General features: G+C 61.4%; 13 protein-coding genes. 6 read left to right on the top strand and 7 right to left on the bottom strand.

Features of this window, described 5'->3' with window-relative positions; genetic code table 11:
* Window positions 1-57 precede the first annotated feature (57 nt).
* A complete protein-coding gene (locus C9383_RS21615) occupies window positions 58-1,002 on the bottom strand; it encodes a LysR family transcriptional regulator (RefSeq protein ID WP_060753434.1) in 945 nt (314 codons plus the stop codon).
* 143 nt (window positions 1,003-1,145) lie between these two features.
* Between C9383_RS21615 and trhA the strand changes: the two genes are divergently transcribed.
* A complete protein-coding gene (gene trhA / locus C9383_RS21610; protein WP_060753433.1) occupies window positions 1,146-1,763 on the top strand; it encodes a PAQR family membrane homeostasis protein TrhA in 618 nt (205 codons plus the stop codon).
* Here trhA and C9383_RS21605 read toward each other — a convergent pair.
* Window positions 1,758-2,660, bottom strand: coding sequence for a LysR family transcriptional regulator (locus C9383_RS21605; protein WP_090368260.1), 903 nt, complete (start codon window positions 2,658-2,660; stop codon window positions 1,758-1,760). The two genes, trhA and C9383_RS21605, sit on opposite strands and share 6 nt — an antisense overlap.
* Window positions 2,661-2,768: 108 nt before the next feature.
* Between C9383_RS21605 and C9383_RS21600 the strand changes: the two genes are divergently transcribed.
* Genes C9383_RS21600 through C9383_RS21590 form a run of 3 tightly spaced genes read left to right on the top strand, consistent with a single transcriptional unit; the run spans window position 2,769 to window position 5,298 of the window.
* A complete protein-coding gene (locus C9383_RS21600) occupies window positions 2,769-4,010 on the top strand; it encodes a D-amino acid dehydrogenase (protein WP_090368263.1) in 1,242 nt (413 codons plus the stop codon).
* 9 nt (window positions 4,011-4,019) lie between these two features.
* Complete coding sequence (locus tag C9383_RS21595; protein ID WP_060753430.1) at window positions 4,020-4,370, top strand: RidA family protein; 351 nt, start codon at window positions 4,020-4,022, stop codon at window positions 4,368-4,370.
* 25 nt (window positions 4,371-4,395) lie between these two features.
* On the top strand, window positions 4,396-5,298 hold the full coding sequence (locus C9383_RS21590) for a transporter substrate-binding domain-containing protein (protein WP_060753429.1): 903 nt from the start codon (window positions 4,396-4,398) through the stop codon (window positions 5,296-5,298).
* A gap of 76 nt (window positions 5,299-5,374) precedes the next feature.
* Here C9383_RS21590 and C9383_RS21585 read toward each other — a convergent pair whose 3' ends face one another.
* Complete coding sequence (locus C9383_RS21585) at window positions 5,375-6,094, bottom strand: 16S rRNA (uracil(1498)-N(3))-methyltransferase (protein ID WP_060753428.1); 720 nt, start codon at window positions 6,092-6,094, stop codon at window positions 5,375-5,377.
* A gap of 82 nt (window positions 6,095-6,176) precedes the next feature.
* Window positions 6,177-7,583, bottom strand: coding sequence for an adenosylmethionine--8-amino-7-oxononanoate transaminase (locus C9383_RS21580; RefSeq protein WP_060753427.1), 1,407 nt, complete (start codon window positions 7,581-7,583; stop codon window positions 6,177-6,179).
* Between the two features lie 272 nt (window positions 7,584-7,855).
* Here C9383_RS21580 and C9383_RS21575 point away from each other — a divergent pair, with 272 nt between their 5' ends.
* On the top strand, window positions 7,856-8,407 hold the full coding sequence (locus C9383_RS21575) for a cytochrome b (RefSeq protein WP_060753426.1): 552 nt from the start codon (window positions 7,856-7,858) through the stop codon (window positions 8,405-8,407).
* A 32-nt stretch (window positions 8,408-8,439) separates the two neighbouring features.
* Entirely contained in the window at window positions 8,440-9,039 is a 600-nt protein-coding gene (locus C9383_RS21570) for a YceI family protein (protein ID WP_060753425.1), read from the top strand.
* A 68-nt stretch (window positions 9,040-9,107) separates the two neighbouring features.
* Here C9383_RS21570 and rhlE2 read toward each other — a convergent pair whose 3' ends face one another.
* The 3 genes from rhlE2 to metF all read right to left on the bottom strand — a co-directional run bounded on the left by rhlE2 (window position 9,108) and on the right by metF (window position 13,045).
* Entirely contained in the window at window positions 9,108-10,979 is a 1,872-nt protein-coding gene (rhlE2, locus tag C9383_RS21565; RefSeq protein ID WP_090368265.1) for an RNA helicase RhlE2, read from the bottom strand.
* 221 nt (window positions 10,980-11,200) lie between these two features.
* Window positions 11,201-12,004 (bottom strand): substrate-binding periplasmic protein, encoded by an 804-nt coding sequence (locus C9383_RS21560; protein WP_090368267.1) that lies wholly within the window; start codon window positions 12,002-12,004, stop codon window positions 11,201-11,203.
* Window positions 12,005-12,199: 195 nt separating this feature from the next.
* Complete coding sequence (gene metF, locus C9383_RS21555) at window positions 12,200-13,045, bottom strand: methylenetetrahydrofolate reductase [NAD(P)H] (protein ID WP_060753421.1); 846 nt, start codon at window positions 13,043-13,045, stop codon at window positions 12,200-12,202.
* Window positions 13,046-13,188: the final 143 nt, after the last annotated feature.

The raw sequence follows: 13,188 nt of genomic DNA, 5'->3' as shown, positions 1-13,188 counted from the left end.
GATTGGGTTCACAGCTCAAATCTAGGAGGAGGCTCCCATATTTGATTGGGGCGCAGATCAAAATGTGGGAGGGGGCTTGCTCCCGATAGCGGTCTGGCGGTTGGCATACATCCGACACTCCGCCAGCAACGCGAGCAAATTCGGGTCGCGTTCCTTGGCCTTCAAGAACACCACGCCAATATGCTGCTGCAACCGATACCGAGGTTGCAGCGGTATCAGTTTCACCCGGTTCTCATACACCGCCGCAATCCTTCCCGGCAGAAGGGCATAGCCCACTCCCGAACTGACCATGCTCAGTAACGTGAAAATGTCATTCACCTGCATCGCGACTTTCGGTTCGAACCCCGCTTGCTTGAATACGCGATTGCCATCCTGGTGGGTGGCGAAGCCTTGCGTGAGGGTGATGAAGGTGGCGTCGCGAACGGCGGCGAGGTCGATCTGCTGCTCGCGATCGAACGGCGAGTCGGCCGGGGTGGCGAGGAAGATGTCGTCCGAGAACAGCGCGATCTGTTCGCAGTCAGGGTCGTTGGCGTGCTCATCGAGGGAGATCAGGATCGCGTCCACTTCCATATTCTTGAGCTTGTAGAGCAGGTCGAAGTTGGAGCCCAGGATCAGGTCGATGTTGAGTTCGCTGCGCCGGATTTTCAGGCCCATGATCAGTTGCGGCACGGTCTTGACCGTCAGCGAATACAACGCGCCGAGCTTGAAGCGTTCGGCGGAGAAACCCGCGGCTTCACGGGTCAAGCGCACGCTGTCGACCACATCGGCGACCAGTTTTTGCGCGCGCTCTTCCAGCACGTAGGCACTTTCCAGCGGGGTGAGGTTGCGCCCTTCGTGTTTGAACAGTGGGCAACGCAGGGCATTTTCCAGGGAGTGGATGGCGCGGTGCACGCTGACGTTACTGGTTTGCAGCTCGGCGGCGGCGCGGGCCAGGTTACCGGTGCGCATGAACGCCAGGAAGATTTCCAGCTTCTTGAGGGTGAACTCTTCGTCGATCAGCATGGCCGTGGCTCTTGTTCGAATGCGTTCGATTGTGCCCGCAAAACCGCGCGGCGTCCTCGGAACGTCACAAGACGCTTGCACTCTTATGCGCAAGGTCGGACGCTAGCTCGCCAATGGTTAACGGTTAGGGAGGTCGGTGACAGATGTACCACGGTGAACGATTCAACGCCTGGAGCCATTTGCTCGGGACAGTGGCGGCGTGTATTGGTGCAGTGTGGATGTTGGTGGTGGCGAGCCTGGATGGCAGCCCGTGGAAGATTGTCAGCGTGGCGATTTATGGCTTTACGTTGCTGGTGCTGTACAGCGCGTCGACCGTGTACCACAGCGTGCGCGGGCGGCGAAAAGAGATCATGCAGAAGGTCGATCATTTCTCTATCTACCTGCTGATTGCCGGCAGTTACACGCCGTTCTGCCTGGTGACCTTGCGTGGCCCGTGGGGTTGGACGCTGTTCGGCATCGTGTGGGGGCTGGCGGTGATCGGCATCCTGCAGGAGATCAAGCCGCGCTCCGAGGCGCGCATCCTGTCGATCGTGATCTACGCGGTGATGGGCTGGATCGTGCTGGTGGCCGTCAAGCCGCTGATCGCCGCGCTGGGCACGGCGGGGTTTACCTGGCTGGCGGCGGGTGGGGTGCTGTACACCGTCGGCATCATCTTCTTTGCCTTGGAGGACCGGCTGCGGCATTCCCACGGGATCTGGCATCTGTTCGTGATCGGCGGCAGCCTGCTGCACTTCGTGGCGATCATGCATTACGTCTTATAAGCGCTCCAGTAGCTCCCTGGCGCGCAGGCCGAAGATCTCCACCAGCTTGGCCAGCATATGCGGCGGCGGCTCGTCGGCGCGGGTCAAGGCATACAGGGTGATGGGCAGCGGCGGTGTGAGCGTGCGGATGCAGGTGGTGGCCGTCGAGGCACCTGATGCAGTGAAGGGATCGATCACCGTCAAGCCGGCGCCGGACTCCACCATGGCCCGGGCCAGGGAGTAGGTCTGTACGGAGAGGGTCACCCGAGGCGCCGGGTCGACGCTTTCCAGGTAATTCTCGAGTTTTGCCGCCAGCGGGTCAGCGCTGGACAAGCCAATCAGCGGTGCGCCGGCCAGATCCGATAAAGGCAAAGGTTGAGCCGACGCGGTTTCGGGCCAATAGCCTTTGGACGCCAACGCCACCAGCACACCGTTGGCCAGCACCTGGGTGGTCAGCCCCGGATGGCCGGAGAAGTTGAGCGTCAGCGCCAGGTCGATCTCGCGCATCAACAGCTTGTGGACCAGCTCGCGGCTGTGGTCGCTGGACAGCTCGCAGGCGATGTCCGGGTAATCGCGCTTCCACTCCAGCACCGCCGGTGGCAACAGTGACAATGCCAGCGCCGGAATCGCACCGATGCGCACGCTTTGCCCAGGCTCGTGGCGCAGGCTCTTGGCCAGGCGCCGCACCCCTTGCAGGCTCTGGGTGACTTTCTCCACTTCACTTTCCAGCGCCAGGGCTTCCGGGGTGGGCTGCAGTTTGCCGCGCACCCGCAGGAACAGCGGGAAGCCGAGCTGCAATTCGGCGTGTTGCAACACCTTGGTCACCGCCGGTTGCGAGACGTGCAACAACTGCGCGGCGGCGCTGACGGAGCCGGTCTGGCGGATGGCCTGGAAAATTTCGATATGCCGCAAGCGCATGGCAAGTCCATAACCTTTGTTTATAGGTGGACCATCTTTATTCATTGTCGGTGACCTGTCACCTGCCTCTACCCTTGGAACCTCTTACTTCAACCACGGGTGGCGGGGATGGCCAAGCGAGTTTGCATCATCGGCGGTGGCGTCATCGGTTTGGCCAGTGCTTACGCGTTGGTGCGGGCGGGCCATGAGGTGACACTGATCGAGGCTCGCGACAGTGTGGGCAGTGAAACCAGTTTCGCCAACGGTGGGCAGTTGTCTTATCGCTACGTCGCGCCGTTGGCCGACGCCGGTGTTCCCCTGCAAGCCATTGGCTGGTTGCTGCGCGGTGATTCGCCGCTCAGGCTGCGCCCGCGCCTGGACCTTCAGCAATGGCGCTGGATGGCCGCGTTTCTTGGCGCCTGCCGTGGCTCGGTCAACAAGAGCAATGCCGCCCACCTGCTGCGCCTGGCGTCCCTGAGCCAGGACACGTTGCAGCGCTGGCGCGAGGATGATCATCTGGACGGTTTCGACTGGCGGCGTAACGGCAAGTTGGTGACCTTCCGCCACTCGGCCACGTTTGAGCAGGCGCGCAGCAAAGTCACGGATATCCTCCAGCAGCAGGTACTGTCGGCGGTGGATTGTGCGCGCCTTGAACCTGCACTGGCAGACGGTGGTTTTGTCGGCGGCATTTACACGCCGAACGAGGAAGTGGCTGATTGTCATGCCTTCTGCCGGCGGCTCGCCGAGCGGCTTGAGGCGTCGGGCCGGTGCAGGTTTTTACTGGGGCGGCGGGTGACTGCGATTCGCCACGCCAACGGCGTGGTGCGGGCCGTCGAGTTGGGCGATGAAGTGCTGCCCGTGGAACAACTGGTACTCGCGGCCGGCCATCGCAGTGCTGAGTTGGGCCTGCCGGGGTTGGCGCTGCCACTGTATCCGCTCAAGGGCTACAGCCTGAGCGTGCCCATCGGCCCACAGCACCGGGCGCCGAGTGTGAGCATCACCGACTACGACCGCAAGATCGTCTACGCGCGCATCGGTGAGCAACTGCGGGTGGCGGCCATGGTGGACATCGTCGGTTTTGACGCCCGCCTTGAACCCAAGCGCCTGGCGCTGATGAAGCGTCAGGCGTTGGAGACTTTCCCTCTGGCCGGCGACTATGCCCACGCGGTCGAATGGGCAGGCATGCGTCCGGCCACTCCGACCGGCGTGCCGCTGATCGGCGCCAGTGTTTATAGCAACCTGTGGTTGAACCTGGGCCATGGCGCGCTCGGGTTTACGCTGGCCAGCGGTAGCGGCCAACTGCTGGCTGAGTTGATTGGCCAGCAGGTTCCTTCCATTGATATGCAGGGCCTGGCGCCCCGCGCTGCATGAGGATGTCCCATGACCATCAGCCGAATCGACAGCAACGAGCGCCTCTCTGGCGCCGTCACCTTCAAGGATCTTGTATTTCTTTCGGGGCAGGTGCCGGGCGAAGGCCAGGACGTGGCGACACAAACCCGCGAGGTCCTGGCAAAGATCGATGCGCTGCTGGCCCAGGCCGGTAGCGATAAGGACCATCTGCTCAATGCGACTATTTATCTGAAGGATATCGGCGCGGGTTTTGCGCCGATGAATGAAGTGTGGTCCGCATGGCTATCCCCGGGCATGGCGCCAACGCGCACCACGCTGCAAGCGGAGCTGGCGCGGCCCAGTGTACAGGTGGAAATCAGCGTGATCGCTGTACGTCAATAATCCGAACAACCAACGGAGCATAACAATGAAAAAAATCCTGTTGAGCGGCTGCACCCTGGGGCTTTTACTCGGGGCACAGGCTTATGCGAACGAAGCACCGCTGGAGGGCACGCTGAGCAAGATCGCCAGCAGCCGGTCCATCACCCTGGGCTACCGCGACGCATCGGTGCCGTTTTCCTACGTAGGGGATCAGAGCGGCAAGCCCATGGGGTATTCGGTGGAGTTGGCGAACAAGATCGTCGAGCGCATCCAGCAGAAAACCGGGGTGGCGGACCTCAAGGTCAAATACAACCTGGTGACCTCCCAGACCCGCATTCCCCTGGTGCAGAACGGCACCGTCGACCTGGAGTGCGGGTCCACCGGGGTGACGGCCGAGCGACAGAAGCAGGTGGCCTTCTCCTATGGCTTTATCTACGTGAAGGGCCAGTTGCTCACCGCCAAGGACAGTGGCATCCAGGGGTTCGACGACCTCAAGGGCAAGAACGTGGTGACCACTGCGGGCACCACCAACGAGCGCTTTCTCAAGAGCTATGACGCCGAGCACAAAACCAATATGTTCGTGATCAGCGCCAAGGACCATGGCGAAGCGTTCAAGATGCTGGAAACCGGCCGCGCGGCGGCGTTCTACATGGATGACGCGCTGCTGTACGGCGAGCGCGCCAAGGCCAGGGACCCGCACCACTGGGTGGTGGTCGGCAAGGAGCAATCGAGGGAAATCTACAGCTGCATGGTGCGCAAGGACGACCCGCAATTTCTGGCCGTGGTCAACGAGACGCTTGGCGACCTGTATCGCAGCGGGGAGATCAACGGGATTTACCAGCGCTGGTTTGAACAGCCGATTCCGCCCAAGGGCCTGAACCTGGAATTCCCGATGACCGCTGAGTTGAAGGCGATTATCGCCAAGCCGGTCAGTGATCCGGTGGACTGATAACCCCGCCTGGATAGAGGTGGATGTGGGAGGGGGCTTGCTCCCACATTATCGGGATTAGTTTTACCAAACAGGCTTAGAAATCGCCCCACAGTTGTTGGGCCACCGCCAGCGCCACCACCGGTGCCGTCTCGGTACGCAACACCCGTGGGCCAAGGCGGGCGGCATGGTAGCCGGCGCCTTGGGCGGTTTCGACTTCGGCGTCCGTCAGCCCACCCTCGGGGCCAATCAGGAAGGCCAGGCTCGAGGGCTTGGCATGGCTGACCAGCGGCGCCGCGACCGGATGCAGCACCAGCTTCAGGTCGGCCTCGGTCTGCTTCAACCAGTCCGCCAAAAGCAGCGGCGGATGGATTACCGGCACCGTTGAACGTCCGCATTGCTCGCAAGCGCTGATCGCCACCTGGCGCCAGTGCAGCAGGCGTTTGTCGGCGCGTTCGTCTTTGAGGCGCACCTCGCAACGCTCGCTGAAAATCGGGGTAATGGCGTTGACGCCCAATTCGGTGGCTTTCTGGATCGCCCAGTCCATGCGCTCGCCCCGGGACAGGCCCTGGCCGAGGTGGATGTGCAGCGGTGATTCGGCCTGGCCTGCGAAACGTTCCGTCAGCTGCACGGTGACGCGCTTTTTGCCGACTTCCAGCAAGCTGCCCAGGAATTCCTGGCCGGAGCCGTCGAACAATTGCACGGCGTCGCCTTCCGTCATGCGTAGCACGCGGCTGATGTAATGCGCCTGTGCTTCGGGCAATTCGTGATCGCCGAGACTCAGCGGGGTGTCGGTGAAGAAACGGGACAATCTCATTTGTGTTCTCTGGAAAAGGGTCTGCAGAGCGGACGCGCAGCGTCCGGGGATGCGTTCCCACGCAGAGCGCGGGAACGATCAGTCAGCCGGGGTCGCGGAAGTCGGGGTGGAAGTTGTTGGGCACCGCCACGCTGACGCGGCTGTTGGTCGCAATATCGATGCCTTCGCTGGCCACCTCGGCGAGGAAGTCGATCTGCTGTGGCGTAATCACATAGGGCGGCAGGAAATACACCACGCTGCCCAGTGGCCGCAACAGCGCGCCACGTTCCAGGGCATGTTCGAATACCTTCAGGCCACGGCGTTCCTGCCAGGGGTAGGCGGTCTTGGTGGCTTTGTCCTGGACCATCTCGATGGCCAGCACCATGCCGGTCTGGCGGACTTCCGCGACGTGGGGGTGGTCAACCAGATGCGCAGTCGCGCTGGCCATGTGCTGGGCCAGGGCCTGGTTGTTTTCGATGACGTTGTCTTCTTCGAAAATATCCAGGGTGGCCAGGGCCGCCGCGCACGCCAACGGGTTGCCGGTGTAGCTGTGGGAGTGCAGGAAGGCGCGCAGGGTGGGGTAGTCGTCGTAGAACGCGCTGTACACGTCTTCGGTGGTGACCACGGCGGCCAGCGGCAGGTAGCCGCCGGTGAGGGCCTTGGACAGGCACAGGAAGTCCGGGCGGATGCCGGCCTGTTCACAGGCGAACATACTGCCGGTGCGGCCGAAGCCCACGGCGATTTCGTCGTGGATCAGGTGTACGCCGTAGCGGTCGCAGGCTTCGCGCAGCAGCTTGAGGTAGACCGGGTGGTACATGCGCATGCCGCCGGCGCCCTGGATCAGCGGCTCGACGATGACGGCGGCGACCGTTTCATGGTGCTGCGCCAGGGTCTGTTCCATGGCCTGGAACATAGTGCGCGAGTGTTCTTCCCAACTCATGCCCTCAGGGCGCAGGTAGCAGTCCGGGCTGGGCACTTTAAGGGTGTCGAGCAGCAGCGCCTTATAGGTTTCGGTGAACAGCGGCACGTCGCCTACCGACATCGCGGCGATGGTCTCGCCATGGTAGCTGTTGGTCAGGGTGACGAAGCGCTTCTTGTTCGGCAGGCCCCGGTTGAGCCAATAGTGAAAGCTCATTTTCAGCGCGACTTCGATGCAGGACGATCCATTATCGGCGTAGAAGCACCGAGTCAGGCCCTCCGGCGTCATCTGCACCAGGCGCTCGGACAGCTCAATCACCGGCTGGTGGCTGAAACCGGCGAGGATCACGTGTTCAAGCTGGTCGACCTGATCCTTGATGCGCTGGTTGATGCGCGGGTTGGCATGACCAAACACATTGACCCACCAGGAACTGACGGCGTCGAGGTAGCGCTTGCCTTCGAAGTCTTCCAGCCACACGCCTTCACCGCGCTTGATGGGGATCAGCGGCAATTGCTGGTGGTCTTTCATCTGGGTGCAGGGATGCCACAGCACCGCGAGGTCGCGTTGCATCCACTGGTTGTTCAAGCCCATCGGTTTTCTCCTCGAAGCGGTCCTGCGCACCACGCAGGCGAAACAATCGCGCAAGCCTATGCAATGGGCGGCCGTGTCACAACCCATTACGTGCGAATAGGCAGTAAACACAGGACGGTCTGTCACGTTTCTTCTGGATAGTCCTTAATCCCTTGTTAATTTAATCTGCCTACTCTCAATATCGTATTTCTCGATATTTCAAAGCAAAATTTTCCGCTTTAATTCGATAGGTAAATCGCTAGGCTTGGCACAGCTCTTACGGGATTAAGTACATGCAGCTACGCAATTCAGAGGCCCGCTATGGTTGGGTCAGTATGGTCTTGCACTGGGGCGTTGCCCTGGTGGTGTTTGGTTTGTTCGCCCTGGGCTTGTGGATGGTCGGTCTCGACTATTACAGCGCCTGGCGCAAAGAAGCTCCGGATTTGCACAAGAGCATCGGCATCACTCTGTTTGCCATCATGCTGGTGCGGATCGTCTGGCGCTTGATCAGCCCGCCGCCGCCACCGCTGGCCAGCTATAGCCGCTTGACCCGTATGGGGGCCGCATTTGGCCACGCGTTTCTCTATCTCGGGCTGTTTGCCGTGATGATTGCCGGTTACCTGATTTCCACCGCCGACGGTGTCGGTATCCCGGTGTTTGGCCTGTTTGAAATTCCTGCCTTGGTTTCCGGTCTACCGGACCAGGCAGATACCGCGGGTGTGGTGCATTTGTATCTGGCCTGGGTGCTGGTGGTTTTCGCCGGTTTGCATGGCGTGGCTGCATTGAAACACCACTTTATCGATCGTGATGTGACCCTGACGCGAATGCTGGGGCGCAAAGCCTGATGTTCAACCTCGACTCACAAGGAATAGAAAGCATGTTGAAAAAGACTCTCGCCGCTCTGGCAATCGGTTCGGCCCTGCTGTCCGCAGGTTCGGCAATGGCTGCCGACTATGTGATCGACAAAGAAGGCCAGCACGCCTTCGTCGACTTCAAGATCAGCCACCTGGGCTACAGCTACATCACCGGTACCTTCAAGGACCTGGACGGCAAGTTCAGTTTTGACGCGGCCAAGCCTGAAGACGCCAAGATCGAAGTCAATGTGCGCACTGCCAGTGTGTTCACCAACCATGCTGAACGTGACAAGCACGTCAACAGCAAGGACTTCCTGGAGTCGGGCAAATTCCCGGACGCCAAGTTCGTTTCCACCAGCGTCAAGCCAACCGGCAAGAATGCTGATGGCAAGCAGACTGCTGATGTGGCGGGCGACCTGACCTTCCACGGCGTGACCAAGCCTATCGTGGTCAAGGCTACGTTCCTGGGCGAAGGCAAGGATCCATGGGGCGGCTACCGTGCCGGCTTTGAAGGGACCACCTCGATCAGCCGCAAGGAGTTCAATCCAGGTGGCATGGACGTAGGTCCACAGTCCGACGTGGTTAATCTGTACATCACCTTTGAAGGTGTGAAAGCGAAGTAATTTTCGCCTCGCATACAAAAATGCCCCGCATCTTTCGATGCGGGGCATTTTTTATGGGGCTTGAAAACTCAGCGGTTGCGGGTCAGCAGCGCTGGTTTTTCGCCACGAGGACGGCCTGGCAGTTGATCCAACTGCTCGGGTGTCGGGAAGCGGTCGGCTTTGGACTCCTTGTGGATGATCTTCGGCGCCGGGCCACCACGCGGGTTCTGCACGGCAGGTTCAGACGAGCGAGGCTGGTCGTCACGGGCCGGGCGGCGGTTACGCGAATCTTCGCGACGGGCCTGGCCGTCACGTGATGCGCCATTACGTCCGCCATTGCGCTTGGCTGGTGGGGTGCCGGCGGTGCCGCCGCTGCTGTTGCGTGGGCCGTTCTGGCGGCCGCCTTGAGGCTGGCCGCTGCGCGGAGCGCCCGCGCCCTGTGCCGGAGCACCTGGGCGGCGGCCACGGCCCTGGGCCGGTTTGGCCTGAGGCACGTAGTCGACGCGGTTACCGAAGTTGTCGATATCGTCGTCCAGGAACTCGTCCGGAGCACGGTCGGCTGCGGCGCGGGGTGGCTGGCTCGGCTGGCGCTGTTCGCGGGCCGGGGTGCCTTCGCGGGGCTTCTGCTCGCGGGCTGGGCGTTCGCCACGGCCGTTGCTCGCGGATTTTTCCTTGCCCTTGTCTTTGCCCTTGTCGCGACGCCCGCCGCCACCACCGCCGCCGTTCGGGCCATCGCCCTTAGGACCGCGTGGGTTGCGTGGGTTACGCACGTCCGGACGCTCGCGCGCTTCAGGCTTTTCAGCCTCTACGGCGCTGGCATCGAAGCCCATCAGGTCGCCGTCGGCGATCTTCTGCTTGGTCATGCGCTCAATGCTTTTCAGCAGTTTTTCTTCGTCCGGTGCAACCAGGGAAATGGCTTCACCCGAACGACCGGCGCGGCCGGTACGGCCGATACGGTGCACATAGTCTTCGTCGACGTTAGGCAGTTCGAAGTTGACCACATGCGGCAACTGGTCGATATCCAGGCCTCGGGCGGCGATGTCGGTGGCAACCAGGATGCGTACGGTGCCGGCCTTGAAGTCGGCCAGGGCCTTGGTGCGCGCGTTCTGGCTCTTGTTGCCGTGGATGGCGACGGCGGTGAGGCCGTGTTTGTCCAGGTACTCGGCCAGGCGGTTGGCGCCGTGCTTGGTACGGGTGAACACCAGCACCTGTTCCCAGGCGCCGGCGGTGATCAGGTGGGCCAGTAATGCACGCTTGTGGCTGGCGGCCAGGCGGAACACACGTTGCTCGATACGCTCGACCGTGGTGTTCGGCGGCGTGACTTCGATGCGCTCCGGGTTGTGCAGCAGCTTGCCGGCCAGGGCGGTGATGTCCTGGGAGAACGTCGCCGAGAACAACAGGTTCTGGCGCTTGGCCGGCAGGCGGGCGAGGACTTTTTTCACGTCATGGACAAAGCCCATGTCGAGCATGCGGTCGGCTTCGTCCAGCACGAGGATTTCGACGTGGGACAAGTCGACGCTGCCTTGACCGCACAGGTCGAGCAAGCGACCCGGGCACGCCACCAGCACGTCAACACCCCGGGACATGGCCTGAACCTGTGGGTTCATGCCGACGCCGCCGAAGATGCAGGCACTGACGAACTTCAAGTCGCGGGCATACAGCTTGAAGCTGTCATGTACCTGGGCTGCGAGTTCGCGGGTTGGGGTCAGGACCAGTACGCGCGGTTGGCGCGGGCCGTGACGCTGGGATTTGTCCGGATGACCGTTGGGGAACAACCGCTCCAGAATCGGGAGGGCGAAACCACCGGTTTTACCAGTACCTGTCTGTGCCGCAACCATCAGGTCGCGGCCTTGCAACACGGCGGGAATGGCCCGCTGTTGCACCGGAGTAGGCTCGGTATAGCCCGCAGCCTCGATGGCGCGGACTAAAGCCTCGGAGAGACCGAGGGAAGCAAAGGACATGAGTAATCCTGTTTTAGTTAGGGCTTGGCCCAAAGGGATAATCTTGCCGGGCGTGAATGGCGCTTAGGGGAGCGCAACCCCGTCCGGTCCTGCTGCGTCTGGCGGGCACTCCACCGGCTCGCGCGGGCTGAAAGCTGCGCAGTAGCTGGGTTAGGTGCCTTTTTCAAGACCTCAGCGGCCGGGCGTAAGCCTGGCGGAAAGGCCGGAGTATAACAGAGCAATCACTGCGCGCTGCTTTCCTGCTGCTCAACGGTTCCTGCGGGCGTGGTAATCGGGTTGGTGTGTAGGTGGGCATCGCCGTATTTTGCGCTCAATACGGCATAGGCCGGCTCTTGTTTGAAGCGCTTGAGCTCGGCGGCGAAACGTTGCACCAGCAGGTCCATGCCCGCGCCACGGCGTACGGCCAGAAATTGCTGCTGGCGACTGACCACCAGCGGTGCCTGGCTGACCTTGCCTTCCAGGCCCAGGTCCTTGATCACATGCATTCCCACGCGACGGTCCGTGATCAGCAGGTCGATGCGCCCCAGCATGAGTTTGCCGAAATTGGCTTCGTGGCTGGGAGCGGGTTCGCGGTTGAAGGCCGTGGAGTCACTGAAGGCGCTGCCATACAGGTAGCCTGGCGAGATGCCGACCGTCAGGCCGCGCAACTCGTCCAGGGTCTTGGCGGGGTGAGGGCGTTCGTTGGCGTAGAACAGCACGAACTCGACCTCCGATAACGGCTCGCTGGGGTAAAGCAGCAGGGCATCGCGGTCGTGGCTGTGGAAAATATCCAGCGCACCATCGGCGTGGCCTTGGTCGAGCATTGCCAGGCAGCGCTTCCAGGGCAGGAACTGCCATTGCACATCCACCCCCAGGCGCTGGAACACGGTCACCGTGGTTTCATAGTCGAGCCCGCGCATGGTGCCGTTGTCGTCGTAGACGTAGGGCGTCCAAGGCTCAGTGACAATGCGCAGCTTCTCGCCGTAAGCGGCCAGGCTCAGGCAAGCGAAAAGCGCAGCAGTCAACAGCTTTAAAATGACAGGCATGCCGGGAGATTACGACGCTCCAGCCCTAAAGAGAAGCTCTGGCACGCGCATTGGCGGCGCGAGCTATTTCGCCGCAGCGTCCATCAAGTGGGCATGGGCCTTGATCGGAGGTGGCGCGGATTTCGCAGTTCCGTGGCTACGTAAAACGACAAAGGCCCTCGTTTGGACGAGGGCCTTGGGACAACCGGGCAAGCGTTAGCGTGGCAGCTTGAGGTTGTTCCAGATGGCGAGGCTGGGTTCAGCCTGGTTCAGGGTATAGAAATGCAGTCCTGGCGCACCGCCTTGTAACAATTGTTCGCACATTTGCGTGATGACCTGTTCACCGAACGCCTGGATGCTCTTGACGTCATCACCATAGGCTTCCAGTTGCTTGCGCACCCAGCGTGGGATTTCAGCGCCGCAAGCGTCGGAGAAACGTGCCAGCTTGCTGTAGTTGGTAATCGGCATGATGCCCGGCACGATTGGGATGTTCACGCCCATGGCCCGTACACGCTCGACGAAGTAGAAGTAGCTGTCGGCGTTGAAGAAGTACTGGGTGATCGCGCTGTCGGCGCCGGCATTGGCCTTGCGTACGAAGTTGCGCAGATCGTCTTCGAAGTTACGTGCCTGAGGGTGCATCTCCGGGTAAGCCGCCACTTCGATATGGAAGTGATCGCCGCTTTCTTCGCGGATGAAGCTCACCAGGTCATTGGCGTGGCGCAGTTCACCGCTGGCCATCCCCATACCGGACGGCAGGTCACCACGCAGGGCGACGATACGCTTGATGCCGGCTTGCTTGTATTGGGTCAGCAGGCTGCGCAGGTCGGCCTTGCTGTCGCCCACGCACGACAAGTGCGGAGCGGCGGGAACTTTGACTTGGCTTTCCAGCTGCAGCACGGTGTTGATCGTACGGTCGCGGGTGGAGCCGCCGGCACCGTAGGTGCAGGAGAAGAAGTCAGGGTTGTAGCGGGCCAGTTGCTCAGCAGTGGCCATCAGTTTTTCATGCCCAGCATCGGTCTTGGTCGGGAAGAACTCGAAGCTGTAGCGACGGTCTTGGGACATGGTAATACCCTTTGAAACTCAGAATACCGACGGTGCTCCCCTGTAGGAGCGGGCTTATGCTTGACCGTCTCAAACGCCTTGAGAGCCAGCGCTGCATAAGCCTGGGTTGTGTGGTTGCCGAAAAATAATGGTTCCGGAAAATC

Source organism: Pseudomonas palleroniana, assembly GCF_003031675.1.
Taxonomy (GTDB): domain Bacteria; phylum Pseudomonadota; class Gammaproteobacteria; order Pseudomonadales; family Pseudomonadaceae; genus Aquipseudomonas; species Aquipseudomonas palleroniana.
This window is presented reverse-complemented; position numbering and strand designations above follow the sequence as displayed.